The organism is Hymenobacter canadensis, assembly GCF_027359925.1.
Lineage (GTDB): Bacteria > Bacteroidota > Bacteroidia > Cytophagales > Hymenobacteraceae > Hymenobacter > Hymenobacter canadensis.
The window spans coordinates 2690920-2713880 of record NZ_CP114767.1; the positions used below are offsets into that span (position 1 = coordinate 2690920).

Below are 22961 nucleotides of genomic sequence, written 5' to 3' on the forward strand. Positions count from 1 at the left end.
CTATGTATCTTCTGAAGCTTCTGGCCGAACTGGCCACCACCGATACCACCCAGCTGGAGCAGTCGGCCCCGCGCCGCGCCGCCCTGGAGAGCCTGGGCCGTTTCAGCGCCAAAACCCTGGCGGCAGCCCTGCCGCTGGGTTTGGCGGCCCTACCGGCGCAGGCCGGCACCACCACCATCCTCGACTCGCTGGGCTTAGCGCTGCAGCTGGAGCGCCTGCAGGAAGCCTTCTACACGCAGGCCCTGGCTGCCCCGGCCGGTTTCTTCCCCGCCGATGCCACCATCCGCACGTCCATCGTGACGATGCAGCGACAGCAGCAGCAGCACATCACGCTGCTCACCGACGCCATCATCAACTCAGGCGGCCCGGTGCCGGCCCGGCCCAACTACGATTTCACGGGTAGCCGCAACAGCACGCAGCCGGCCTTTTTCGCGTCGGTGTTCAGCAACTTCGACGATTTTCTGCGGCTCGCGCAGCTCCTCGAAGACACCGGTGTGCGGGCCTACAAAGGCCAGGTAGAATCCCTGATCAGCAACGACTTTATTCTGCAGACCGCCCTGCAGATACACTCCACCGAAGCCCGCCACGCGGCCCGCATCCGCATCATCCGGCAGAAGCGCGGCGCCGTGGTCAAGCCCTGGCCCAGCCCTACCGACGCGTCTATTACGGTAGCCGGCAAAACGGATATCGTGTACAGCGGCGAGAATGCGCTGGAGCAATCGGTGCCCAGCTACCGGCCGGTGCCGTTCCGGCTGCTACCCATCGGCTTCCCCGGCACCAACATCCTCACGCAGGGTGTGCCCGAGGCGTTTGATGAGCCCCTCAACACGGCCCAGGCTGGCACTATTCTGGGGCTGTTTACCTACTAGCAGCACCTGCTTCGTAAGGTGCCTGCCGACCCTAAAAAGGAACGACCTACGTCGTTCTTTTTTTTATATATTCTGCTTTCACGATGCGCAAAAGCACTTTTGCCCATAATCATGTTTGAACCTAATCGTTTTTATTTTGTAATTTTCAATAGAATATCATGGCATCCCCGGCACGAAGCCGACCTATTTTTCCTGGCTTCGTATAGTCAACCCGCAGCCGTCCTGTTTATCACCCACCCCACCCGAAATCAAGCTTTACCCCAATGCTCGAGTACGCTAAAACCATCCTGCTAAAAGTTAGCTTCGATAAGATTCTCTTCGAAAAAGAGCTGCGCAAAGCCCTGCGCACCATGCTCCCCGACGAACTGCTTCAGCTCAAAGCCTGGTGCTACGAGCAGTTTTCCAAGCTCTACCGCCGCATTCTCAACCGTGTTTTCACGCAGGCACTTCCTGCCTAGTACGCCAGCTTCCCTGGTACGCAAACTGCCCCGGCCCCCAGCATTACGCTGGCAGCCGGGGCAGTTTGCCGTTCAGACGGTTCACTCGTCGCCGGTTACGAAGCGGATGTTGCGCTTCAGGCCTGCGTAGCCGGTGCGCTTCACCGCTGACTGCCGGAACAGCTCCGAAAACAGCTCGTGCGTGATTTCCTGCCAGTCGCCGCGGGTGAGGTCCTTCAGGCCGGGGTGGGGATTGAACTGCGGCTCCTGGTGGGGCTTGCTGAACCGGTTCCAGGGGCATACATCCTGGCAGATGTCGCAGCCGAACACCCAGTTGCCGAATTTGCCATCCACCTCGCGCGGAATCTGGTCTTTCAGCTCGATGGTGAAGTAGCTGATGCACTTGCTGCCGTCCACGACGTAGGGCTCCGTAATGGCCTGGGTGGGGCAGGCATCCACGCACTTGGTGCAGTTGCCGCAATAGTCCTTGATGGGGCCGTCGTAGTCTAGGGGCACGTCCACGATCAGCTCGGCAATGAAGAAGAAGCTGCCGGTGCCGGGCCGGATCAGATTGGCGTTTTTGCCCACCCAGCCCAGACCGCTCTTTTTGGCCCACGCCTTGTCCATCACCGGCGCCGAATCAACAAAGCAGCGTCCCCCGATTTCGCCGATTTCCTCCTGCATATCGGCCAGCAGCGTCTTCAGCTTGTCTTTGATGACGAAGTGGTAGTCGCGGCCATAGGCGTATTTGCTGATTTTGAGCGTGTCGTCGGGCTGCTGGGTTTCCTCGGGCGGGTAGTAGTTGAGCAGCAGCGAAATCACCGATTTAGCGCCATCCACGAGCAGACGCGGGTCGAGGCGCTTGTCGAAGTGGTTGGCCATGTAGGCCATCTGGCCGTGCATGTTCTTGTTCAGCCAGTCTTCGAGGCGCGGCGCCTCCTCCTCCAGAAACCCGGCCTCGGAAATCCCGCAGTACATAAAGCCCAGCTCCGCCGCGCGGCGCTTGATAAAAGCAGTATAGTGGGCGGTAGGCAGCACGGGAGTTGGGTAAGTAGGCCACAAAAATACGTCATCCTGAGCAGAGCGAAGGATCTTCTCACGTCTGGATGACCAACAAATGGCTCATTCCAGCGTGAGAAGATCCTTCGCTTCGCTCAGGATGACGGGAGGTTTTTCGGCTACGAGAACAGCTCGCCGGTGGTGCCGGAGTTGCCGCGCAGGTGCTGCGGCATGGCGCGGCCCAGGTGCAGGTAGGCAGCTTCCGTAGCCTCGCGGCCGCGGCTGGTGCGCTTGATGTAGCCTTCCTGAATCAGGAACGGCTCGTACACTTCCTCGATGGTTTCGCCTTCCTCGCCGCAAGCCGTGGCAATGGTGCTGATGCCCACCGGCCCGCCTTTGAACTTGTCGATGATGGTGGTCAGGATGCGCTTGTCCATGTCGTCGAGGCCGCGGGCGTCCACGTCGAGGGCGTTGAGGGCAAACTGGGCAATGTCCATCGTGATGCTGCCGTCGCCTTTCACCTGGGCGAAGTCGCGGGTGCGGCGCAGCAGGTTGTTGGCGATACGCGGCGTGCCACGCGAGCGGCGCGCAATTTCGTAGGCGGCGTCCTCGTAAATCGGGGTGCCCAGGATTTCGGCCGAGCGCTGCACAATGCTGGTTAGCAGCTTGGAATCGTAGTATTCGAGGCGGGAGCTGATGCCGAAGCGGGCCCGCAGCGGCGAGGTGAGCATGCCCGAGCGGGTGGTAGCCCCGATCAGCGTAAACGGCGACAGCGAAATCTGCACCGACCGCGCATTCGGGCCCGAATCGAGCATGATGTCGATGCGGTAGTCCTCCATAGCCGAGTACAGGTACTCTTCCACTACGGGGTTGAGGCGGTGGATTTCGTCGATGAACAGCACGTCGTGCGGCTCCAGGTTGGTGAGCAGGCCGGCCAGGTCGGAGGGCTTGTCAAGCACCGGGCCGCTGGTCATTTTGATGCCCGACTGCAGCTCGTTGGCGATGATGTGCGAAAGGGTGGTTTTGCCGAGGCCGGGAGGGCCGTGCAGCAGCACGTGGTCGAGGGCGTCGCCGCGGCGGCGGGCAGCGGCCACAAACACCTTCAGGTTCTCGACCACCTTATCCTGGCCCGCAAAATCGTCGAAGGAAAGCGGCCGGAGCGCCTTGTCAATGTCTTTTTCGGTGGCGTCCATGTGGTCGTCGCCGCCGGTTAGAAATGGTTCGCGCATAGTGCGGAGGGTAAAGGTTGATAGCAGCAAGGTAACACCTGCACCCGGCAGATTGTGCCCTTTTTAGCAAAAAAATAGTCCGGCGCTATTATTTACTAACCTCACTAGCAAAGCAGCACGCATAGCGGGTGGGCGAGGCAGTAAGCCCGGTATCTGCGCGGCTTGCTGCCTACCTTTGCGCCCTTCCGCACGTTGTTCTATGCCCACGCCTTCCGCCTCCCACGACTGGCTGCACGCCATTCCCGCCGACTTCTACGACCAGCTGGCGCACTGCCTGTCGCTGCACGGCATGGCCTGCGCTGAGCTGCTGAGCCGCCCGCAGGATGCGCCGCTGCTGCAGCTCACGGCCCTCACCGGTCTCAATACGCTACGTGTAGCCGAGCTGAACACCATTGCCAGCCACGAGCAACTGCTGCAGGCGCTGGAGCAGCATCCCCGCGCCCTCTACGACCTAATACTGCTGGGCCGCCTCACCCTCGATACCAGCTTGGCCACGCCCGTGCTGCAGTACGTGCAGCGCCAGATGGCCATTGAACCCGAGCAGGTGCAGGCGTTGAAAACCTATTGTCTGGAGCTGAGTGGTGCTTTTCTGGCGCTGCTGGAAGAACACCTGCCGGCCACGCCTTCGCTGGGGCTGCACCGGCTGAGCGTGGAGGAAGCGTTTGCGCAGTACTTGGCCGCCCACCCGGCCCCGGCGCCGCTGGCGGCCACGGTGCGCTTCTCGGAGCCGCAGCTGCAGATGATGCGGCTGGCCCTGCTGCTAGTGCACTCCCTGCCCGAAGCCGGCGAGCATGCGTTTCTGACCGCCGTAGCCGACCTGGAGGACCTGCGCCCGGCCGCGCTGGAGCCGATGATAGCGCGCCTGAGCACTCTGGAGCCTGGCGAAGAATTGGCGCTGAGCATGCCGGAGCTGGTGCAGCTCTACCAGGCCATGCAGGTGTGCGGCATGGTGTTCGTGAGCGAGGTGCTGGAAAAAGTGGGCCTGGGCAGTGTATTCCCGACCGTGGCACCCGACGAAGTCGCGGCCTCGGCGCTGGCCACCAACGAGCCCAGCGGCCGGCAGGCCGTGGGCGAGATGGTCAGCGGCTTCACACGCTGGGTGCAGCATACGTTTCCGCAGGAGCCGGCGCTGCACAAAGCCCGCGAGCAGGTGCTGGCCCTGGCTGATTCTCTTTAGGGCTTAGGGATTAGGGCCTGGGGATTAGGGATTAGGATATTAGGCCGTTAGACACAGGAATCAGCTTGTGTGCTGTAGAGGCGCAATACCTAAGCACTAATCCCCAGGCCCTAATCCCTAAGCCCTAACAACCATCTACCTCGGCATCAGCACTTCGATTTCCAGGTGCAGCCACTCGTCTTCCCAGGCTTTGTGGGTGAGGCGGCCGGTCAGCGGGAAGCCGGCGTCGAGCATGCGGGCGACGGTTTCGTTGTGGCCTTCGGGCAGGTAGCCCAGCCAGAACGGCTCGGCGCCTTCGGTCAGCACTTTCACGGCCCAGTCGTCATAGGCGCTGTCGGCTTCGCGCTGCAGGGCCAGGCGCTGTCCGGCTTTCAGCTGGGGCTCGAACTCGCGCAGGCCGGGGCGGTGGGTGGTGCCGGCCACCAGGCATTCAAGCAGAATCAGGGAATCGGAGGTTTTGGGCATAGAGGAGAGCCGTAATGAGGCAGTAAAATACACAGCAAAATAGTTTTACACCGTCAGCCCGACAATTCGGGCACTGCTCACCGGGCTTGCCGCCACCGCGCGGCGCGTGCCCGATTGTTGCCTGGCCACCTGTCTTGCGCGTATAATCCTACCCGGCGCGCGAGGTGCCGACGCCAACGCCCTGCCTGGCTGGCCGCCACCCGCCGGCGCGGCCCGGGCTTCATTCCCCTATCAGAAGCGTTATTTTTGTGGCCCATGTATAGCAAAACTGAAGTAACACAGCTCCGCCAGGCTTTCTGGACCACTTTCGGCCAATATATGACCCCCGTGCCTTCCGCCGAGGGCGTGCCCACCAACTGGATCAACTACAAAACCGGCCTCAAGAACGTGCACTTCCGCCTGCACGCCGACGCCCGCCACGCCACCATAGCCATCGAGCTGACGCACCCGGACGCCGGGGTGCGGGAGCTATTCTTTGAGCAGCTGCGCGAGCTGAAGGCCATGCTGCAGGAGGCCGTGGGCGAGCCCTGGCGCTGGGAAGCCGACACCACCGACGCCAACGGCCAGCCCATCAGCCGCGTTTTCACGGAACTCACGCCCGTAAACCTGTTCAGCCGCGACGACTGGCCCGCCCTGATTTCGTTCTTCAAGCCCCGCCTGATGGCCCTGGACGAGTTCTGGAGCACCGGGCAGTACGCTTTCGACGAACTACGGTAAGGTTTTTGAACGACGGATAGCATGAAAAAATCTATCCTTTATCTATTCGCGGTGCTGGCCATCGTCAGCAGCCTGGCCTTCCATCCCAAACCAACTACTGAGGCGGGCTACATGCTGCTGACGCTGCACACCGGGGGCCGGCCCGCGTTAGTTTCCATCTCCCCCACCGGTGAGCAGCAGCAATACCCGCTGCTTAAGAAAGCCAAAGGGTCGTACGATTATCATGCCCAGCTCATGCTGAAGCTCAATGAGCTGCGCCAGCAAGGCTGGACAGTAGTGCAGATGCAAACCACCGAAGCCGTGGTGCCCGACATCCAGTATCCGCTGCTAGGCCCGGATAAGTTCGCCACGCTTACGTTTCTGCTGGAGAAACGGTAGGCCTGGGCAGTATCCAGCTGGATTCCGGGTTGCGTCTGTCTACCGGGAGTTCAGCTGGCACCTGTAAGCCGGTATTTCTAATCCATACCCAGGTCGCTAGTGAAGCTGTCGGTTAGCCGGATTTCGGGCACCGGCACGCCACATCGGTCACTGGTGAGGCCGACGACGGCCCGACCTCATAGAGCGTAGCGGGCTGTGGCAGCAGCAGTTGGTAGTTCTGAGAAAGCAGCCACTCCGTGAGGTCGGCGACGGTGCTTTGGGCCCAGTTGGGCGAAAGTGGCGGCGGCGTGGGTGCCGCTGCCATAGTTCCGAACAGGCGCTCCCACCAGCCCGGCAGACGGGGCTGCCAGCTGGCTTGGGGCAAATCAGGCATGTGTAGCTGCAGGCAGGTGGCCAGGGCCTGGGCTCGCGCTTTGTTGGCGCCCAGCAGCTCCAGCTGCGTGAGCGGCGTGGTTTCGGTGGTGGCCGGGTAGCGCGGGTGCAGGCACGCCAGCAGGCGCGTGAGTAACTGGTAGTACACCGTTGTGCGCGCCGGGTCGGCGGGCAGGCCTTTCAGGTAGGCGATGGCCGCCGCCGCCTGTTTCACGGTGCCGATTGTTTCCGCCACTTGGTTCGGGATGGCCAGTTGAAAATGCTCCTCAAAAGCAACGACGAGTTCAACGATATCGAGGCCCATACTTTCTAGCGGCTGACTGCTCTGAGTATACCCCAACGGCCATTCTTCTTCTCCATTACCAACGCCGTTGTATTCCCAACTCCACAAAATATCCCAATGGATAGCGTAATGGTTGTCAATGCATAACGACCATCCAGAGAAAACAGAGGAGCACTTAAACTGGAAATAAAATCTGTCTGATACTTATTTTTCAGGTAGGCCAGAGCAGTGCCTGCACCAGCTTCAGGAATAGCGTGCTGCCTTGCCAAACGCGTGAGAGTGTCTACTGGGATAATCCTACAGCTGGGCAGAAAACGAGGTTCCAGTTGGAAGCCAGTAGAATAATGGATTTGCCGCTGCATAAAGACAGTGTCTGCAGCCGATAGTATTCGTTCAGCGTGTAACTGCCGCATCATCCAGGCCGATTCCTGACCATATGGATAGCGGATATCAGCAGCATCTACATGAGCATAGCTAATGGGTAGCAATGCGTGCTCAAATAGTACTCTACTAACCCAATAATCAGCCTTTTTCTTCACATATGGACTTGGTGGAGTAGAGTCAGCCTGCGCCAGCAGCTCCCGCACAAACCCATACAGCACTCTGTCGGACACCAGCAGGCGCGGCGCCCCCCACCGCCGCTCCGGCTCTAGCTCCGGCGGCGGCGGATACGCCACCCGCAGATACACCGCGCAGAACACGGCCCCCAGCAACAGGGCGGCACCAAAGAAACGACGGGTATCAGCTTGCATAGTCGAGTAGATAATAAATAAAAAACGGCCGCCCTGCTTCCAGGACGGCCGTTTGAAGATACGCGGGCAGACGCTTACTTGAACGCCTGAATGCCCGTAATGTCGGCGCCGGTGATGAGCAGGTGGATGTCGTGGGTGCCTTCGTAGGTCACGACGGATTCCAGGTTCATCATGTGGCGCATGATGGAGTACTCGCCGGTGATGCCCATGCCGCCGTGAATCTGGCGGGCTTCGCGGGCAATGTGCAGGGCAATTTCCACCGAGTTGCGCTTGGCCATCGAAATCTGGGCCGAGGTGGCCTTGCCTTCGTTTTTGAGCACCCCGAGGCGCCACACCAGCAGCTGGGCCTTGGTGATTTCGGTGAGCATTTCGGCCAGCTTCTTCTGCTGCAGCTGGAAGCCGCCAATTGGCTTGCCGAACTGCTCACGCTCCAGCGAATACTTCAGCGCCGACTCGTAGCAGTCGATGGCGGCACCAATGGCACCCCAGGCAATGCCGAAGCGGGCCGAGTCGAGGCAGGAGAGCGGGCCGCGGAGGCCGCTGACGTTGGGCAGGATGTTCTCTTTCGGAATCTTCACGTTGTCGAACACCAGCTCGCCGGTGATGCTGGCGCGCAGGCTCCATTTGTTGTGGATTTCGGGGGCCGTGAAGCCTTCCATGCCCTTCTCCACAATCACGCCCCGGATGCGGCCGGTTTCGTCCTTGGCCCATACCACCGCCACTTGGCTCTGGGGCGAGTTGCTGATCCAGAGCTTGGCCCCATTCAGCAGGTAATAGTCGCCCATGCCCTTGATGTTGGTGGTCATGCCGCCGGGGTTGGAGCCGTGGTCGGGTTCCGTGAGGCCGAAGCAGCCCAGCCACTCGCCGGAGGCCAGCTTGGGCAGGAACTTGCGGCGCTGCTCTTCCGAGCCGTAGGCGTAAATCGGGAACATCACCAGGGAGCCCTGCACCGAGGCCGTGGAGCGCATGCCGGAGTCGCCGCGCTCAATTTCCTGCATGATCAGGCCGTAGCTGATGTAGTCGAGGCCGCCGCCGCCGTACTCGGTGGGGATGGTGGGCCCGAACGCGCCCACGTCGCCGAACTTGCGCACGATTTCCGAGGGGAAGTGCGCGTCCTGCGCCCACTTTTCAATGTTGGGGCTGATTTCCTTCTTGACGAAGTCGCGGATGCTTTGGCGGATGAGCTTGTGCTCCTCGGTCAGCAGGCCGTCGAGGTCGAAATAATCGGTGAAGCCGGCGGCGTTGGTAGAGCCGTGCGCTTTGGCCGCTTTGGCCTGGGGCGAGAGAACGTCAGCTTGCGAAGACATGAGTAAAGGATTGGGTGGGAATCAGATTCAAAGATACAGAATCTGCTAGGTTGGCCGACGAAAACCGTCTGTCATCCTGAGCGAAGCGAAGGACCTGATGGTGGTTGAACAACCGATGCCACTGCAACATGTTCTGGCGTGGCAAGGTCCTTCGCTCTGCTCAGGATGACAGGCAATTACCCGATAACACCCTACAGCTTCACGCCCACCGATACGAGGAAGTTGCGCGTGGCCTGCGGGTAGTACCAGTTGAAGGTGTCGAGGCCGCCGCTGGCGCCGGGGTAGCTGTAGGTGTAGCCGTTGGCCACGTACTCGCGGTTGAGCACGTTGCTGACCAGCAGGCCCAGCTCAATCTCCTTCACAAACTGCGGCCGGATGGCGTAGCGCACCCGGAAATCGAGCACCTGGTAGGGCTTGATGCTGCGGTTGAGGTTTTCGGAATTGTCGAGGTACTGGCGGCTCACGGTTTTGTAGAGCAGCGCCAGGCGCAGCCCGTTCAGCGGCTGCCCCTCCAGCGTGTGCGCCGACACCGCGCCGGGCGAGTAGGAAATGGTGCTGGTGCGGGCTTCCCCCAGCACGGGGTTGAAGTCCTTGTCGAAGGTCACGTCGCGGAAGCCCAGAATGCGGTTCTGGCTGAGCGTGAGCGTACTGCTGAGGCTGATTTTGTCGTTGGCCGACAGGAAGCCGGTCAGCTCGGCGCCGCGGCGGTAGCTGCGGGCCACGTTGGTACGCAGCGGCGTGCCCACGTCGTTCAGCTGCCCGATGGACACCAGCTGGTTGCGGTAGTTCATGTAGAAGAAGTTGGCTTCCAGCCGCGCCACGGCCCGGGTGCCCAGCACGCTGGCCTCGGGCAAACTGAGGCGGTAGCCGCCTTCCACATCCACCAGACGCTCGGCCTGGGGGGTGGGGTCGTTGGCAAGCCGGTCGGTGAAGTCGGCGCGTACCGGCTCGCGCCGGCCCACGCCAATGCTGGCGTAGAGCTGCCGGCCCTCGGCCAGCGTGAAGGTGGCGCCGGCCTTGGGGTTGAAGAACGTGTAGCTGGCGCGGGTGCGCACGTCGTTCTGGTCGTCTTCCACGCCGTCAATCGTGTAGCGGATACGGCGCAGCTGCAAATCGGCATAGACGCCCAGCCGCGACAGCGCCTGCCACGTAACGCGGGCGTAGCCGTTGTAGTCGGTCTTGACGGCGTTGTTGAAGTAGTAGCGCTGGCCGAGGGTGCTGTTGGAGGCATACTGGGCCCAGATGACTTCGCCGTAATGGTCGCCGTCGTAGCGGTTCCAGGCGCCGCCCAGCGTGGCCTGCAGCCGGTCGTTGGCCTTGGGCTGGTAGTTGAGGGCAAAAGTGCCGCCGTAAAAGTAGTTGTCCAGCCACTTGCGGTCCACCAGGTTAGTGCGGGTGAGCGTGTCGCCCCCGATAATGACGTCCTGCAGGCCGTAATCCACGAATTCGCGGCTATCCCGGTAGCTTTCGTAGTAGCCGAGGCCGCGCGTCAGGTGCAGGGCCCCGCCCAGGTTCCAGTCCTGGCCCAGGCCCTGCGAGAGGTGCAGCTGGTAGTGGTTCTGCTGGTAGTTGTCGGTCTGGTTGTCGTAGGTGTAGTAGCTGTAGCGGCGGCCTTCGCGGCGCACCCGCTCGGCATCGGCCTCGCTCAGCTCGCCGTTGTCGATGTAGTTCTGCAGCAGCGTTTGGTCGCCGGTGATGGCAGGCTCGGGCACGCCATTCCAGGCCTGGTAGGTTTTCTCGCGGCCCGAGAAGGTGATAAACTTAACCAGCGTATTGGCCTGCTGGTAGCCGGCCGCGAAGTAATACGACTTCAGATCCGACGACGCCCGGTTCATATAGCCGTCGGACTTGATGCGCGACAACCGGCCGTCCAGGGTGAAATGACCGCTCACCAGCCCGGTGCCAAACTGCACCGTGTTTTTCACCGTGCCAAAGGAGCCGACGCTGTTCTGGGTTTCGCCGTAGGCCTCGCGGCGGTTGTCGAGGGTGCTGATATTCACGCTGGCCCCGAAGGCCGCGCCGCCGTTTTGGCTGGTGCCCACGCCGCGCTGCACCTGTAGGCTGCTCACCGACGAGGCCAGGTCCGGCAGGTTCACCAGAAACGCACCGCGCGACTCGGCATCATTCAGCGGCACCCCGTTGATGGTCATGTTGATGCCGGTTGTGCTCGTGCCCCGGATGCGGATGTCGGTGTAGCCCACGCCCGCGCCGGCGTCGGAGGTCACCACTACGGAAGGCGTCTGGTCGAGCAGGTAGGGCAGATCCTGGCCGAAATTGCGCTTGGCCAGGTCTTCCTTGCTGAGGTTGGTGTAGGCCGTGGCCGTGCGCTCGTTGGCGCGGCTGGCCGTCACGAGGGCCTCGCCGGTAAGGATGCCGCCGGGCTGCAACGTGGCCGCCAGGCGCTGGGCGGCCGCTTGGCCCTGTAACTGGCGCACCAGCGGCTCGTAGCCCACAAACGTGATGCGCAGCTCGTGCGCGCCGGCCGCCACGGCCGGGATGGTGAAGATGCCCGCCGCATCGGTAGCGGCGCTGGCCGCGCCGTCAATCAGGATGGTGGCGCCGGGCAGCGGCGTGCCCGTCTGGGCATCGGTAAGCGTGCCGGACACGGGGCCTTGCGCCCATGCCGGACCGGACAGCGCCAAAAGCGCTACGCCGGTGGTTAGAAAATTTTTCAACAGTGAAAAATGAAAAAAGTGGAACGGACCGGACACCAGGGGTCGGTGCCTTCGGCTTGTCGCTCGCGGATCGTTTGTTCCCTTCGCCGGCATTACCCGGACAGGTTCAATGGGTATGATCTCAGCCTCGCACCACTCCCGGTACGGGGCACCCCTAAACTATGGCGCAAAGGTAAGCGGGCATTCGGTTTTCACACCAGCGCCGGTGGGGTTTCGGCGTTTCGGCCAGGTCAGCTGGCGGCGGCAGGCGGCGCTTGCAGCGGTTGCGCTACGTAGCGGGGGCTTTCCTTTTGATTGATTATCAGTTAACTTAGAAAGACCATTGCCCGCCAAAATCCCCGCATTTTCTAAAACAACCGCCCCGCGCGCCCCGTTACTTAGTAGGCGGTACCCAGCGAGTCCGCCCGTTCGTTTTTCAGCTCTCCCAGCCATGACTCCCCTTGTCTACCTGCTGCTGTTTCTGGCCCTAGCCATCTATTTCGTCGTGATTCCACGGCGGCGCTTCCCCAGTCCGCCCCACCCCGACAACGACGACGAGGGCGGCGAGCCGCTCGACGACGGCCTGCCCGACCTGGACCTGCCCCCCGGCATCACGCGCCCCATCAACGACTGGGAGCCCGACTACAACCGCCGCCCCCAAACGCCCGTGCGCCCCACCGAACCGCTGATGGTGTGAGGCGGACGGGTTGATCATTGCATCAAAACAAGGCCGTCCTGCTAAGCTTGCAGAAGCAGCTCTACCGCAGTGCTAATCAAAGAATTTAGCCAGAGGTATTGATGCTTCAACAAGCTCAGCACGACGGCCTTGCTGTTTTTTAGACTTACCACCTACAGTTCCATGCCCATTCGCACGTAGGGCATGTCGCCTTTGTAGAACACTGTGCCTTCGGGCTGCAGGTAGAAGCGGGTGTAGAAGGCGGCGCTATCCTGGCGGGCGTCGCACCAGAGGCGGCGGGCGCCCAGGCGGCGGGCTTCGGCTACTACGTAGTGCAGTAAGGCGCTGCCGATGCCTTGGCGCTGGTAGGCCGGCAGCATGGCAAACTTGCGGAACCGCGCCTCGTCGCCGTCCACGAACAGCGAAACAACTCCTACCAGCTGGTCGTCGAAGAAGGCGCCGTAGTGGTAGCCGGCGGTGTCCTCGTCCAGCTTCACGTAGTCCAGCGGCTTATCGGGCCAGAGCACTTCGTGGCGCAGCAAGTAGGTGTGGCTGGGCGCAATGGCCCAGATGGTGGGTTCGGCGGCCATCCTTACTCCACCGTGATGCTGTAGGACGTGCTGAACTGCTGGCCGGGCTCCAGCGCCAGGATGCCTTCCTTATCGGCCAATTCGCCCGGGGTGCCCACGCTGCTGGCAATGCCATGCCAGGGCTCGATGCACACGAAGGGCGCGCCGGGGCCTTTGGTCCAGAGGCCGAGGTAGGGAAACCCATCGAAGCGCACCCGCACCGCGCGGCCTGACTGGCGGCTGCGCAGCGTGATATGCGTGAAGTCGAAGTGTTTCAGCACCAGCGCATCCTGCGCAAACAGCTCGTAGCTGAGCGGCAGGGTGGTTTGCTGCTCCACTACGGGCTCGGTCTGGCCGGTGAGCAGGCCACCGTCCAACAGGTACCGCTCGAAGCTGACCGGGTGGTCGAACACGAACTCGTAGTCCTCGAACGTCTCGCCGGGCAGCAGCGGGCACCGGAAAGCCGGGTGCGCCCCAATGCTGAACAGCAGTTCGGCGGCACCCACGTTGCGCACATCCCAGCCGATGGTGAGCTGCGAGCCAGCCAGACGATACGAAATCTGCAAACTGAACCCGAACGGAAATACGGCGCGGGTGGCCTCATTCGCGCGCAGTTCCAGCACCAGCTCGGCCGCAGTCTGGCGCACCAGCCGGAACTCCTGGTCGCGGGCGAAACCGTGCTGGGGCAGCTGATAGGCCTGGCCCTGGTGCTGGTAGGTGTCCTGGGACAGGCGGCCGACCAGCGGGAACAGCACCGGCGCATGGCGGCCCCACACGGCCGGATCGGCCTCCCAGATGTATTCCAGGTTGTCGAGGTCTTTGCGCACGAAGCTGCTCAGCTCGGCGCCGTGGGCCTGCACCTGCACGCGGCACAGCTCGTTTTCGAGGGTATAAGTCATAGGAAGCATACTACGCATCAGCCCAAAGCCGGTGCGGTGGAATGGTGATACGGCGTATACTGTAGCGCGAACTTTGTAGTTCGCGTTTCGGCGCCGTTCAGCTGGTTGTGACGGCGCGGGGACGCGAACTGCAAAGTTCGCGCTACTGTGCTAGCCCAGCAGCAACTCATCCACGTGAAAGCAGGCCTGCTCGAAGCGCTGGGATGGCGGGCCGCTGATTTCAGCGAAATGGGAAAGCTGCTCCTGCAGCGTGTGGTGGTAGAGGCGGTAGAATTGCTGCCGCAGGTGCGGATGCTCCCGCAGCGGGTCCGGCGCCCAGGGCAAATCCACGCCAAGCAGCAACACCAGATGGTACTGCTGCTCCTCAATCTGCTCCAGAATCCACTCGGGGCAATGGCCAAATGCGTGTTCCGACCAGATTTTTATCACCAGCAGGTCGGTGTCGCAAAAGAACAGCGGCCGGTCCTGCTGAATGGCTTGGATTTCTGCTTCCGCCTCGGCCCGCAGCTGGCCGTGGGCAATATCCTCCAGATCGGCGAGCGTGTAGTGGTAGTTTGCCCCGCGCTTTTCCAGATATGCCCGGGCATACTCGGGGGCCCAACTGGTCTGGTAGTGGGCGGCCAGCTGGCGGCTCAGGGTGGTTTTGCCCGTCGATTCGGGGCCGGTGAGGGCTACGCGCAGCATGGGTAGGAAGCAGTGTGTAACGATGAATAAGCAGGGAAGGGCAGCGCAAACAATAGCGTCAGCAGAGCGAATTACGGCTCATGCGCTCAGGCCGGATTGCGCAGGGCTACCTGCTCTTTGTTCATCGACTTCCGCCATTCCCAGTAGCCGTACACGGCCAGCCCCAGGTACAGCGCGTACAGCACACTGGTGGGGTAGAGCTGCTTGTACCACAGAATGGGCACGTAAATAAGGTCGACCACAATCCAGAGCCACCAGTTTTCCAGGCGCTTGCGCATCAGCAGAAACTGCGCCGCCAAGCTGCCGGCCGTCGTGAAACTGTCCCAGTGCGGCAGGGCGGCATCGGTGCGGGTGCTGAGGTAGTAGCCGAAGCCGGCCGTGAACACGCCCACAAACGCCAGCGTAGCCAGCCACTCCCAGCGCCGCGTGCGCGACACCGGCAGCTCGGTTTTGCTGCGGCCGCCGTACAGCCACTCGTACCAGCCGTAGAGGCTCAGCGCAATGAACATGATCTGCAGCAGCGAGTCGGAGTAGAGGCCGGCGCGGTAGTACACCACGATGTAGAGCGCGCAGCTGACCAGAGCCACCGGAAAATTCCACAACGACTCGCGAGCGGCCAGCCACACGCAGGCAAAGCCGGTGAGCACCGCAATCCACTCCAAAGGGCCAGGGCCGGCGGCGGCGGTCCAGAACTCGTACAACGTCTGCGTCAAAGGTGACAGGTAACAGGTGAGAAGGGAGGGGCTCGGGCGGGCAGCCCGCAAAGGCCGGGGCCAAAGCTAACCAGCCACCGACTAATTTTGCGCTTTCCCCTCACCTGCTCTGCTGCCATGCTGCCCGAACTCACGCCCGAAGACCTGCACTCCCGCCTCGCCAACGGCGAAAACCTGCAGCTCGTGGATGTGCGGCAGCCCGAGGAATACGCCTACTGCCGCATCGAAGGCAGCGTGCTGATTCCGCTGGGCGAGCTGGCCCGCCGCGCCGACGAAATCGACGACACCCGGCCCGTGGTGCTCATCTGCCACCACGGCGTGCGCTCCATGCAGGCCCTGGCCTACCTGCAGCACCGCCACGAGCTAACCAACCTGCTGAACCTGCGCGGTGGCATCCACGCCTGGAGCACGCGCGTGGACCCGTCGGTGGCGGTGTACTAACCCTTGCGTCGGTTCCCGCAGAGGGCGCAGAGGAAGGCGCAGAGCGTTCTGCACCTTCCTCTGCGCCCTCTGCGCTTTCTTCCGCGTCCTCTGCGGGCTAAACCCATCAGAACATCATGCAATACCCAGACCTCCCGATAGTCCAAGCCCTGCCCGACCTGCTTGCAGCGCTCAGCCAGCACGAGCGGGTGGTGCTGCAGGCTCCACCCGGCGCCGGCAAAACCACCGTGGTGCCGCTGGCACTGCTGGAGGCCGCCTGGCGTGACGGAGGCAAGATTCTGATGCTGGAGCCGCGGCAGCTGGCCGCACGCGCCGCCGCCACCCGCTTGGCCAAACTGCTGCACGAGCCCGTGGGCGAAACCGTGGGCTACCGCGTGCGGCTGGAAAGCAAGGTGTCCAGCCGCACCCGCATCGAGGTTATCACTGAAGGCATCCTGACGCGCCTCATTCAGGACGACCCGGCCCTGGAAGGCGTGGCGGCTGTCATCTTCGACGAGTTTCACGAGCGTAGCCTGCGAGCTGATCTGGGTTTGGCGCTGGCCCTTGATGCCCAGGCCGTGTTGCGGCCCGAGCTGCGCATTCTGGTGATGAGCGCCACGCTGGAAGCCGAGCGAATGGGCGCCTGGCTGCATGCCCCGGTGGTGAGCAGCGCGGGTTTTCTGTTTCCCGTCGAGACGCAATACCTAAGCCCGCGCCAAGCGTCGGCTGGCGGCAGCCGCCCCGCCGAGCGGCTGGCCACGCTGGTGCCCACGGCCGTGCGCGAAGCCCTGCGCCAGCACCCTACCGGCGACATACTGGTGTTTCTACCCGGCCTCGCCGACCTGCGCCGCGTGGCCGACAAGCTGCAGCCCGCCCTGCCCGAGGCCGTGCAGCTGCACCTGCTGCACGGCGAGCTGCCCCTCTCCGAGCAGGACGCCGCCCTGCGCCCGGTGCCGGCCGGGCAGCGCAAAATCGTGCTCAGCACGGCTATTTCGGAAACCAGCCTTACCATTGAGGGCGTGACGGTGGTGGTCGACGGCGGGTTTGCCCGGGTGCCGCGCTTCCAGGCCCGCACCGGCTTCAGCACCCTCGAAACCGTGCCCGTGAGCCAGGCCGCCGCCGACCAGCGCCGGGGCCGCGCCGGCCGCCTCGGGCCCGGCACCTGCTACCGCCTCTGGACCACCGCCGAGCACGACGCCCTGCCGGCCTACCTGCCCCCTGAAATCCTCACCGCCGACCTCAGCGGCCTGGCCCTGGAGATGGCCCTCTGGGGCGCCGCCCCGCAAAGCCTGCGCTGGCTCGACGCGCCCCCAGCTCCCGCCCTGGCCCTCGCCCACGACCTGCTCCGCCGCCTGGGAGCCGTTGTTAATGATGGGGCGAATGGAAATGGAGTAAGCGGGAATGCCACCGAATTACCCCTATCCATATCATCAGCCCAACCCACCAATCCACCATCCACCAACCCACCACTGAAACCCACCCCGCACGGCCGGGCGCTGGCGCGGCTGGGACTGGCGCCGCGGCTGGGCCATTTGGTGGTGCGCGGGCACGAGCTGGGCCACGGCCCCGCCGCCGCTGCGCTGGCGGCGCTGCTGTCGGAGCGTGACGTGCTGCGGGCGGCCGACGCCCACCCTACCCCGCCTGATTTGCGGCTGCGGTTTGAGGCCATTGCCAGCGGCCGGGCGCCGCTGCCGGGCCTGCTGGTGCAGCACAACACCCTGCACCGCGTCCGGGATGCGGCCCGCAACCTGCGCCAGCGTGCCGGTATCCGCGACGTGGCCACTGCTGCCGATGCCGACGCGGCCGGCCTGCTCACGGCCCTGGCCTACCCCGACCGCCTGGCCCAGCGCGAAACGCCGGACCGGGTGCGCCTCGCCACTGGCCAGCGCGTGACCCTGCCCGCCGAGCATTTCGGCCGCGACGACCAGTTTCTGGCCGTGGCCTACCTCGATGGGCCACCGCACCAACTGCGCGCCGCCCTGGCCGCGCCCGTGAGCCGCCAAGAGCTGGAAGAGCTGTTTGCGGAGCAGATTGAACAAGCTGACGAAGTGCGCTGGGATGCCGCCACCGGCCGCGTGCAGGCCCGCCGCCAGCGCCGCCTGGGCGCGCTGCTGCTCTCTGATGCCGCCCTCCCCCAACCCGATGTGGCCTTGGTGGCCGCCGCCCTGCTGGAGGCCCTGCGCACAGCCGGCGTAGCGCGCCTGCCGTGGAGCGAGGCCGCCACGGCGCTGCGGCAGCGGCTGGAGTTTCTGCACCACCACTTCCCCGAAAACTGGCCTGCGGTGTCGGACGAAGTATTGACGGCGGAACTGGAAGAGTGGCTGGCCCCGCACATAACGGGTCTGAAAAGCCTGAACGACGTAAGCCGCCTCGACTGGCCGGAACTGCTGCTGCAGCGCCTGCCCGGCGGCTGGGCCCAGCGTCAGGAGCTGGACCGCCTCGCCCCTGCCCACCTGGAAGTACCCAGCGGTTCGCACGTCGCCCTCGACTACGCCGACCCCACCACGCCAGTGCTGGCCGTGAAGCTGCAGGAGCTGTTTGGCCTCATCGAAACGCCCACCGTGGCCGGGGGCCGGGTGCCGCTGCTGCTGCACCTGCTCTCGCCCGGCGGCCGCCCCGCCCAGGTCACCCGCGACCTGCGCAGCTTCTGGGAGAAGGGCTATTTCGAGGTGCGCAAAGACCTGAAGGGCCGCTACCCCAAGCATCCCTGGCCCGACAAACCCATGGAGCACGTCCCGACCAAACTCACCAAAAAGCGGTTTGAGGCGAATCAGTAGTCGATAAGCCATTCATCTTTCAGACAGATACTTGCAGTTGCAAAAATATAGTTGGTAACATTGGCGTAACAAGCGTAATAATTCGGTAATATGGGTTTATGACCTCACTTCTACCTGTCCTGTCCTGGAAGCAGATGCTGGCGGTGCTGGCCCTGACCCTGGCAGCAGGTACGGCCGGCTACGCCCAGCGCCCCGTTTCATCCCCCATTGCCGCCCCTGCCGGCGCCAACACGTGGCTCACGTTTCTCAGCGACGCCCGCCTCAGCCAGCGCTGGGGCCTGCATCTTGACGGGCAGCTGCGCCGCGCCAAAGACGCTTACCAGCCGCAGCAGCTGGCCCGCATCGGCGTCAACTACCACGTAGCGCCGGCTTTGCAGCTCACGGCCGGCTACGCCCGTGCCTCGTCCTACTTCTACAACGACTACGCCTCAGCCAGCCCGCTGCCCGAGCACCGCCTCTACCAGCAGGTGCTGCTGCGCGAAGACTCCGGCCGGGTGCACACCCAACACCGCTACCGCCTGGAGCAGCGCTGGGTGCGCCGCCCCGGCGACGCGCAGGCCACCTACCTGAACCGCATGCGCTACCAGCTGCGGCTGCTTGTGCCCCTCGGCAACAAGGGCAAGCTGGAGCCGGGCACGCCCTATCTGGCGGGAGCCGACGAGCTTTTTCTGGGCTTCGGGGCCAGTGCCGGCCGCAATTTCTTCGAGCAGAACCGAGCGTATCTGGCGCTGGGCTATCAGCTCACGAAAGCCGTGGCAGTGGAGGCTGGCTACCAGCATCAGATGGTGCAGCCGGCGGCCGGCTATGCGCTGCGCTACAACCATACGTTGCAGCTGGCCCTCAGCTTCCAGCCCGACTTACGGCGCGGCCTGGCGCTGGCCTCAGCGCTGTAAGGCTAAGGCCAGCCACGTTTCAGCGCGCAACGCCGCCCAGGTTCTCACCCAGGTATCTGGTCGTCGAGCAGGTCCTGGGCGGTTTGGCCGGGCGTGGGCGTGTAGTGGCGGTGCAGCCAGCGGCTCAGGCCCCCGAGGCCCGGAAACAGCACCCGCTCCGTAATGCCGGCCTGGTCGAGCTTGTCGCGGATTTCCCATTTCAGCTGGGCCGGAATGATGATGCGAAAATACAGCTCCGGATGCTGCTCCAGCCAGCCGTGCAGCGTGTCCTGCGCCGTATTGATTAGCGAAAACAGCGCGTACTGGTGCACGATGCGCGCATCCAGCGAAGGCGGCTCCAGAAACAGCAGAAACGGCTCCCGCTGCAGTAGCTCCAGCTCGCGCAGGTTGGTGCAGAGCGGCTCCAGCAGCTCGGGCGTAAACACGTTGGAGCCTTCATTGCGCAGAGCTTCGCGCAGGCTGGGTGGCAGAAACTCGGCCGTTTTCACGTAGTTGATGGCCCAGATTACCCCCGGCTGGTCGTAGGCCTCCAGGTCGTCGGTGGCGAAGTGCAGAGCCACGTAGGGCGAGTAGGTCCAGTCGAGCAGGCGCGTGGGCAGGCCGTGGTGCTGGGCCAGCGCCAGCCAGTTCCACACCGAAGCACCGGGCAGCGCCGAGTCGCGGGCGTATTTGCGGAAGTTGCGCAGCAGATGGTTTTCCAGCAACTGGTACTCGCCGCCGAGGCGCTGCAGGCTGGTGGTCAGGGGCCAGCTTTGGGTGCGCAGCCCGCGGTACACAAACGGCGAGCGGAACCGCCCGATGCGGCCGTCCCAGGTTTCCTGAAACAGCGCCTGCTGCAAATCAGCCCAGGAAGTTACTTCGACATCGTTGGAGGTGTGGGGCACGGCGGCAGGGATTGAGGCGGAAGATGGCAGGCCCGGGCAAGATAAGCACGGCAGGCCGGGCTCCTAACGAAAGACGCCTGTCATCCTGAGCTTGCTAAGGAGCTTATGCCAACCAAACGACGGCCGCCATAACGACCCGTTCAACTGCAATAAGATCCTTCGCAAGCTCAGGATGACAGGCGTTTTCTGTCAGATGCCTTACTCGCCGGCCGGGAAGTCGGCCGAGTCGCCGGTTTCGGCTACGGCAGCCAGCTCTTCAATCAGGGCCGTGAACTTCTCGCGTGCGCCTTTCACGGCCGCCTTACCGAGGGGCAGGTGCAGCGGTGGGTTTTCCTGGCGCACGAGGTCGTACATGATCTGGGCGGCGCGGTCGGGGTCGCCGGGCTGGCGGCCGCTGTAGCTCTGGATGCCTTTCAGGTTTTCGCCCACGGTGGCACGGTAGTCCTCAATCTGGGTGTCGGCGAAGGTGGCCGAGCTGCCCGCCCACTCCGTGCGGAAGCCGCTGGGCTCGATGTTGGTGACCTTGATGCCAAGCGGCTTCACCTGCTGGGCCAGGCTTTCGCCGATGGCCTCCAACGCAAACTTGCTGGCGTTGTAGACGCCCACGCCGGGAAAGGTTTTCAGGCCGCCGATGCTGGTGATGTTGAGCACGTGGCCGCTTTTCCGCTCGCGCAGGTGGGGCAGCACGGCCCGCAGCACGTGCAGCGGGCCGAATACGTTTACGTCGAACTGACGGTGTACTTCGGCGGCGTCAATCTCCTCGATGCTGCCCAGCGAGCCGTAGCCGGCATTATTCACAATGACATCGAGGTGGCCGAAGCGCGCAATGGCGTCCTGCACGCCCTGCTTCACCTGGGCTTCGTCGGTTACTTCCACCACGAAGCCGTGGCCATTTTCGCCGGCTTTCTTCGTGAAGGCGTCGGCTTGTTCCTGCTTGCGGAAAGTGGCCGCTACTTTGTCGCCTTTAGCCAGCAGCAGCTCGGCCAGCGAGGCGCCAAATCCGGTGCTGACGCCGGTAATAAACCAGTTTTTGGTGGTTGACATGGATTTTTTTTCGAAAGGGATGATGAACGTGCCAGCCCTTGTGCGGGCGGCTTGGGAGGTATAACTCCCGAATGGCAGCGCAGGTTTTCAATGATGGTAGCCTGGCCCGGCAGAACCGACAGCGGCGGCGCGGCTTTTCATGGGCGGGCCTTGTGGGCGGGTGCCATAGGCGGCGTCGATCTTTTGCGGCCTGATCACAAATACAATCATTGCATAATACAGAACCCAACTTTCCGCCGTAGCTTTGTCCGGCAACAAGCACCACCTAACCTTCTTGTTGCCATGGCCGACTACGCTGCCAAAATTGCCTTCGAGGCGCTGACCTACGACGACGTCCTGCTACTTCCCGATTATTCGGAAGTACTGCCCCGCGACGCCGACCCGAGCGCCCAGCTCACCCGCAACATCCGGCTCAAACTGCCCTTCGTTTCGGCGGCCATGGACACCGTGACCGAAGCCGAAATGGCCATTGCCATGGCCCAGGAAGGCGGCATCGGCATCATCCACAAGAACATGAGCATCCGGGCGCAGGCCGAGCTGGTGCGCCGCGTGAAACGCTCCGAGAGCGGCATGATCCTCGATCCGTTTACGCTGGAGGAAACCGCCACCCTCGCCGACGCCAAGAAGCTGATGCGCACCAACAACATCGGCGGTATTCCGATTGTGGACGCGCAAAACCGCCTAAAAGGCATCCTCACCAACCGCGACCTGCGCTTCGAGAAGGATATGAGCCGCCCCGTAACGGCCGTAATGACGGCCGCGCCCCTCGTGACGGCCAAAGCCGGCACCGAGCTGGCCGACGCCGAGGACATTCTGCAGGACTCCAAAGTGGAGAAGCTGCCGGTAGTGGACCCCGAAGGCCGCCTAGTGGGCCTCATCACTTATAAGGATATCCGCAAGCGCCGCCGCACGCCCAACGCCTGCAAAGATGAACTGGGCCGCCTGCGCGTGGGGGCCGCCGTGGGCGTGACACCCGACCTGCTGGACCGCGTGGCTGCCCTCGTGGAGGCCGGCGTGGACGTGGTGAGCGTAGACACCGCCCACGGCCACAGCAAAGGCGTGCTCGACGCCGTGCGCAACCTCAAGCAGCAGTATCCCAACCTGGAAGTAATAGCCGGCAACGTGGCCACCGCCGAAGGCGCCCGCGCCCTGGCTGATGCCGGCGCCGACGCCGTGAAGGTGGGCGTGGGCCCCGGCTCGATCTGCACCACCCGCATTATTGCCGGTATTGGCGTGCCACAGCTGTCGGCGGTGCTGGAGGCAGCCCGTGGCCTCGAAGGCACCGGCGTCCCGCTGATTGCCGACGGCGGCATCAAGTTCTCCGGCGACATTGTGAAGGCGCTGGCCGCCGGTGCCTCCACCATCATGGTAGGCTCGCTGCTGGCCGGCACCGAGGAAGCGCCAGGCGAAGTGACCTTATTTGAAGGCCGCAAGTTCAAGAGCTACCGCGGCATGGGCTCGGTGGAAGCCATGGAAGACGGTTCCAAGGACCGCTACTTCCAGGATGCCGAAGACGATGTGAAGAAGCTGGTGCCCGAAGGTATTGTGGGCCGCGTGCCCTACAAGGGCCTGGCGGCGGAAGTGCTATTTCAGCTGGCGGGCGGCCTGCGTGCCGGCATGGGCTACTGTGGCGCCGCTACCGTGGAGGCCCTGCAGACGGCCCGCTTCGTGCGCATCACCGGAGCCGGCCTGCGCGAGTCGCACCCGCACGATGTGCAGATCACACAGGAAGCGCCCAACTACAGCAGCAAATAGGGCCGGGC

At 63.4% G+C, this 22961-nt stretch carries 23 protein-coding genes and 1 riboswitch; of the genes, 10 read left to right on the forward strand and 13 right to left on the reverse strand.

Features of this window, described 5'->3' with window-relative positions:
• Positions 1–2 precede the first annotated feature (2 nt).
• Positions 3–869, forward strand: a complete 867-nt coding sequence (locus tag O3303_RS11495; RefSeq protein WP_269558559.1) for a ferritin-like domain-containing protein — start codon at positions 3–5, stop codon at positions 867–869.
• A 263-nt stretch (positions 870–1132) separates the two neighbouring features.
• Positions 1133–1327, forward strand: a complete 195-nt coding sequence (locus O3303_RS11500) for a hypothetical protein (protein WP_269558560.1) — start codon at positions 1133–1135, stop codon at positions 1325–1327.
• 81 nt (positions 1328–1408) lie between these two features.
• Here the strand turns inward: O3303_RS11500 and queG are convergent, their stop codons facing one another.
• Together queG and ruvB are read right to left on the reverse strand one after the other, a co-directional pair.
• A complete protein-coding gene (gene queG / locus O3303_RS11505) occupies positions 1409–2284 on the reverse strand; it encodes a tRNA epoxyqueuosine(34) reductase QueG (RefSeq protein WP_269561904.1) in 876 nt (291 codons plus the stop codon).
• Positions 2285–2484: 200 nt separating this feature from the next.
• Positions 2485–3534, reverse strand: coding sequence for a Holliday junction branch migration DNA helicase RuvB (gene ruvB / locus O3303_RS11510; protein WP_269558561.1), 1050 nt, complete (start codon positions 3532–3534; stop codon positions 2485–2487).
• Between the two features lie 199 nt (positions 3535–3733).
• On the opposite strand from ruvB, the gene O3303_RS11515 reads away from it, so the two are divergent.
• Entirely contained in the window at positions 3734–4711 is a 978-nt protein-coding gene (locus O3303_RS11515) for a hypothetical protein (protein WP_269558562.1), read from the forward strand.
• A 135-nt stretch (positions 4712–4846) separates the two neighbouring features.
• Here O3303_RS11515 and O3303_RS11520 read toward each other — a convergent pair whose 3' ends face one another.
• A complete protein-coding gene (locus O3303_RS11520; RefSeq protein WP_044016206.1) occupies positions 4847–5176 on the reverse strand; it encodes an HIRAN domain-containing protein in 330 nt (109 codons plus the stop codon).
• 255 nt (positions 5177–5431) lie between these two features.
• On the opposite strand from O3303_RS11520, the gene O3303_RS11525 reads away from it, so the two are divergent.
• The gene (locus tag O3303_RS11525) at positions 5432–5893 is read left to right on the forward strand and encodes a DUF4268 domain-containing protein (protein ID WP_269558563.1); all 462 of its coding nucleotides are present in this window, start codon (positions 5432–5434) and stop codon (positions 5891–5893) included.
• Positions 5894–5914: 21 nt separating this feature from the next.
• The gene (locus O3303_RS11530) at positions 5915–6271 is read left to right on the forward strand and encodes a hypothetical protein (protein ID WP_269558564.1); all 357 of its coding nucleotides are present in this window, start codon (positions 5915–5917) and stop codon (positions 6269–6271) included.
• A gap of 112 nt (positions 6272–6383) precedes the next feature.
• On the opposite strand, the gene O3303_RS11535 is transcribed toward O3303_RS11530, so the two are convergent.
• From O3303_RS11535 to O3303_RS11550, 4 genes are all read right to left on the reverse strand, one after another.
• Positions 6384–6947, reverse strand: a complete 564-nt coding sequence (locus tag O3303_RS11535; RefSeq protein WP_269558565.1) for an acyl carrier protein — start codon at positions 6945–6947, stop codon at positions 6384–6386.
• 5 nt (positions 6948–6952) lie between these two features.
• The gene (locus O3303_RS11540; protein WP_269558566.1) at positions 6953–7678 is read right to left on the reverse strand and encodes a hypothetical protein; all 726 of its coding nucleotides are present in this window, start codon (positions 7676–7678) and stop codon (positions 6953–6955) included.
• A 74-nt stretch (positions 7679–7752) separates the two neighbouring features.
• The gene (locus O3303_RS11545; RefSeq protein ID WP_269558567.1) at positions 7753–8985 is read right to left on the reverse strand and encodes an acyl-CoA dehydrogenase family protein; all 1233 of its coding nucleotides are present in this window, start codon (positions 8983–8985) and stop codon (positions 7753–7755) included.
• A gap of 191 nt (positions 8986–9176) precedes the next feature.
• Positions 9177–11660 carry a TonB-dependent receptor gene (locus tag O3303_RS11550; RefSeq protein WP_269558568.1) on the reverse strand — a complete coding sequence of 828 codons (2484 nt, stop codon included), beginning with the start codon at positions 11658–11660 and terminating at the stop codon, positions 9177–9179.
• A 59-nt stretch (positions 11661–11719) separates the two neighbouring features.
• A riboswitch (TPP riboswitch) is annotated at positions 11720–11826 on the reverse strand.
• A gap of 264 nt (positions 11827–12090) precedes the next feature.
• Between O3303_RS11550 and O3303_RS11555 the strand changes: the two genes are divergently transcribed.
• Positions 12091–12336, forward strand: coding sequence for a hypothetical protein (locus tag O3303_RS11555; protein WP_044016194.1), 246 nt, complete (start codon positions 12091–12093; stop codon positions 12334–12336).
• Between the two features lie 152 nt (positions 12337–12488).
• On the opposite strand, the gene O3303_RS11560 is transcribed toward O3303_RS11555, so the two are convergent.
• From O3303_RS11560 to pnuC, 4 genes are all read right to left on the reverse strand, one after another.
• Positions 12489–12905: a GNAT family N-acetyltransferase gene (locus tag O3303_RS11560; RefSeq protein WP_269558569.1), complete on the reverse strand. Its 417-nt coding sequence runs from the start codon at positions 12903–12905 to the stop codon at positions 12489–12491.
• A 2-nt stretch (positions 12906–12907) separates the two neighbouring features.
• Positions 12908–13783, reverse strand: coding sequence for an aldose 1-epimerase family protein (locus O3303_RS11565; protein ID WP_269558570.1), 876 nt, complete (start codon positions 13781–13783; stop codon positions 12908–12910).
• 150 nt (positions 13784–13933) lie between these two features.
• Positions 13934–14467 carry an ATP-binding protein gene (locus O3303_RS11570; protein ID WP_269558571.1) on the reverse strand — a complete coding sequence of 178 codons (534 nt, stop codon included), beginning with the start codon at positions 14465–14467 and terminating at the stop codon, positions 13934–13936.
• Between the two features lie 86 nt (positions 14468–14553).
• Complete coding sequence (gene pnuC / locus O3303_RS11575) at positions 14554–15180, reverse strand: nicotinamide riboside transporter PnuC (RefSeq protein WP_269558572.1); 627 nt, start codon at positions 15178–15180, stop codon at positions 14554–14556.
• 117 nt (positions 15181–15297) lie between these two features.
• Here pnuC and O3303_RS11580 point away from each other — a divergent pair, with 117 nt between their 5' ends.
• From O3303_RS11580 to O3303_RS11590, 3 genes are all read left to right on the forward strand, one after another.
• Entirely contained in the window at positions 15298–15621 is a 324-nt protein-coding gene (locus O3303_RS11580; RefSeq protein ID WP_269558573.1) for a rhodanese-like domain-containing protein, read from the forward strand.
• 116 nt (positions 15622–15737) lie between these two features.
• Entirely contained in the window at positions 15738–18377 is a 2640-nt protein-coding gene (gene hrpB / locus O3303_RS11585; protein WP_269558574.1) for an ATP-dependent helicase HrpB, read from the forward strand.
• A gap of 98 nt (positions 18378–18475) precedes the next feature.
• Positions 18476–19270 carry a DUF2490 domain-containing protein gene (locus O3303_RS11590; RefSeq protein WP_269558575.1) on the forward strand — a complete coding sequence of 265 codons (795 nt, stop codon included), beginning with the start codon at positions 18476–18478 and terminating at the stop codon, positions 19268–19270.
• A 44-nt stretch (positions 19271–19314) separates the two neighbouring features.
• Here the strand turns inward: O3303_RS11590 and O3303_RS11595 are convergent, their stop codons facing one another.
• Positions 19315–20154 carry an FRG domain-containing protein gene (locus tag O3303_RS11595; RefSeq protein ID WP_269558576.1) on the reverse strand — a complete coding sequence of 280 codons (840 nt, stop codon included), beginning with the start codon at positions 20152–20154 and terminating at the stop codon, positions 19315–19317.
• A 198-nt stretch (positions 20155–20352) separates the two neighbouring features.
• On the reverse strand, positions 20353–21198 hold the full coding sequence (locus tag O3303_RS11600) for an oxidoreductase (protein ID WP_269558577.1): 846 nt from the start codon (positions 21196–21198) through the stop codon (positions 20353–20355).
• 282 nt (positions 21199–21480) lie between these two features.
• Here O3303_RS11600 and guaB point away from each other — a divergent pair, with 282 nt between their 5' ends.
• Positions 21481–22953, forward strand: a complete 1473-nt coding sequence (gene guaB / locus O3303_RS11605; protein WP_269558578.1) for an IMP dehydrogenase — start codon at positions 21481–21483, stop codon at positions 22951–22953.
• Positions 22954–22961: the final 8 nt, after the last annotated feature.

What these genes read in the sequence shown, in the direction of transcription:
- O3303_RS11525 (WP_269558563.1), top strand. Translation starts at nt 5,432, where the DNA reads ATGTATAGCAAAACTGAAGTAACACAGCTCCGCCAGGCTTTCTGGACC.
- O3303_RS11495 (WP_269558559.1), top strand. Translation starts at nt 3, where the DNA reads ATGTATCTTCTGAAGCTTCTGGCCGAACTGGCCACCACCGATACCACC.
- O3303_RS11530 (WP_269558564.1), top strand. Translation starts at nt 5,915, where the DNA reads ATGAAAAAATCTATCCTTTATCTATTCGCGGTGCTGGCCATCGTCAGC.
- ruvB (WP_269558561.1), bottom strand. Translation starts at nt 3,534, where the DNA reads ATGCGCGAACCATTTCTAACCGGCGGCGACGACCACATGGACGCCACC.
- hrpB (WP_269558574.1), top strand. Translation starts at nt 15,738, where the DNA reads ATGCAATACCCAGACCTCCCGATAGTCCAAGCCCTGCCCGACCTGCTT.
- O3303_RS11515 (WP_269558562.1), top strand. Translation starts at nt 3,734, where the DNA reads ATGCCCACGCCTTCCGCCTCCCACGACTGGCTGCACGCCATTCCCGCC.
- O3303_RS11535 (WP_269558565.1), bottom strand. Translation starts at nt 6,947, where the DNA reads ATGGGCCTCGATATCGTTGAACTCGTCGTTGCTTTTGAGGAGCATTTT.
- O3303_RS11600 (WP_269558577.1), bottom strand. Translation starts at nt 21,198, where the DNA reads ATGTCAACCACCAAAAACTGGTTTATTACCGGCGTCAGCACCGGATTT.
- O3303_RS11570 (WP_269558571.1), bottom strand. Translation starts at nt 14,467, where the DNA reads ATGCTGCGCGTAGCCCTCACCGGCCCCGAATCGACGGGCAAAACCACC.
- O3303_RS11545 (WP_269558567.1), bottom strand. Translation starts at nt 8,985, where the DNA reads ATGTCTTCGCAAGCTGACGTTCTCTCGCCCCAGGCCAAAGCGGCCAAA.
- O3303_RS11590 (WP_269558575.1), top strand. Translation starts at nt 18,476, where the DNA reads ATGACCTCACTTCTACCTGTCCTGTCCTGGAAGCAGATGCTGGCGGTG.
- O3303_RS11580 (WP_269558573.1), top strand. Translation starts at nt 15,298, where the DNA reads ATGCTGCCCGAACTCACGCCCGAAGACCTGCACTCCCGCCTCGCCAAC.
- O3303_RS11500 (WP_269558560.1), top strand. Translation starts at nt 1,133, where the DNA reads ATGCTCGAGTACGCTAAAACCATCCTGCTAAAAGTTAGCTTCGATAAG.
- O3303_RS11565 (WP_269558570.1), bottom strand. Translation starts at nt 13,783, where the DNA reads ATGACTTATACCCTCGAAAACGAGCTGTGCCGCGTGCAGGTGCAGGCC.
- queG (WP_269561904.1), bottom strand. Translation starts at nt 2,284, where the DNA reads ATGTACTGCGGGATTTCCGAGGCCGGGTTTCTGGAGGAGGAGGCGCCG.
- O3303_RS11540 (WP_269558566.1), bottom strand. Translation starts at nt 7,678, where the DNA reads ATGCAAGCTGATACCCGTCGTTTCTTTGGTGCCGCCCTGTTGCTGGGG.
- O3303_RS11520 (WP_044016206.1), bottom strand. Translation starts at nt 5,176, where the DNA reads ATGCCCAAAACCTCCGATTCCCTGATTCTGCTTGAATGCCTGGTGGCC.
- guaB (WP_269558578.1), top strand. Translation starts at nt 21,481, where the DNA reads ATGGCCGACTACGCTGCCAAAATTGCCTTCGAGGCGCTGACCTACGAC.
- O3303_RS11555 (WP_044016194.1), top strand. Translation starts at nt 12,091, where the DNA reads ATGACTCCCCTTGTCTACCTGCTGCTGTTTCTGGCCCTAGCCATCTAT.
- O3303_RS11560 (WP_269558569.1), bottom strand. Translation starts at nt 12,905, where the DNA reads ATGGCCGCCGAACCCACCATCTGGGCCATTGCGCCCAGCCACACCTAC.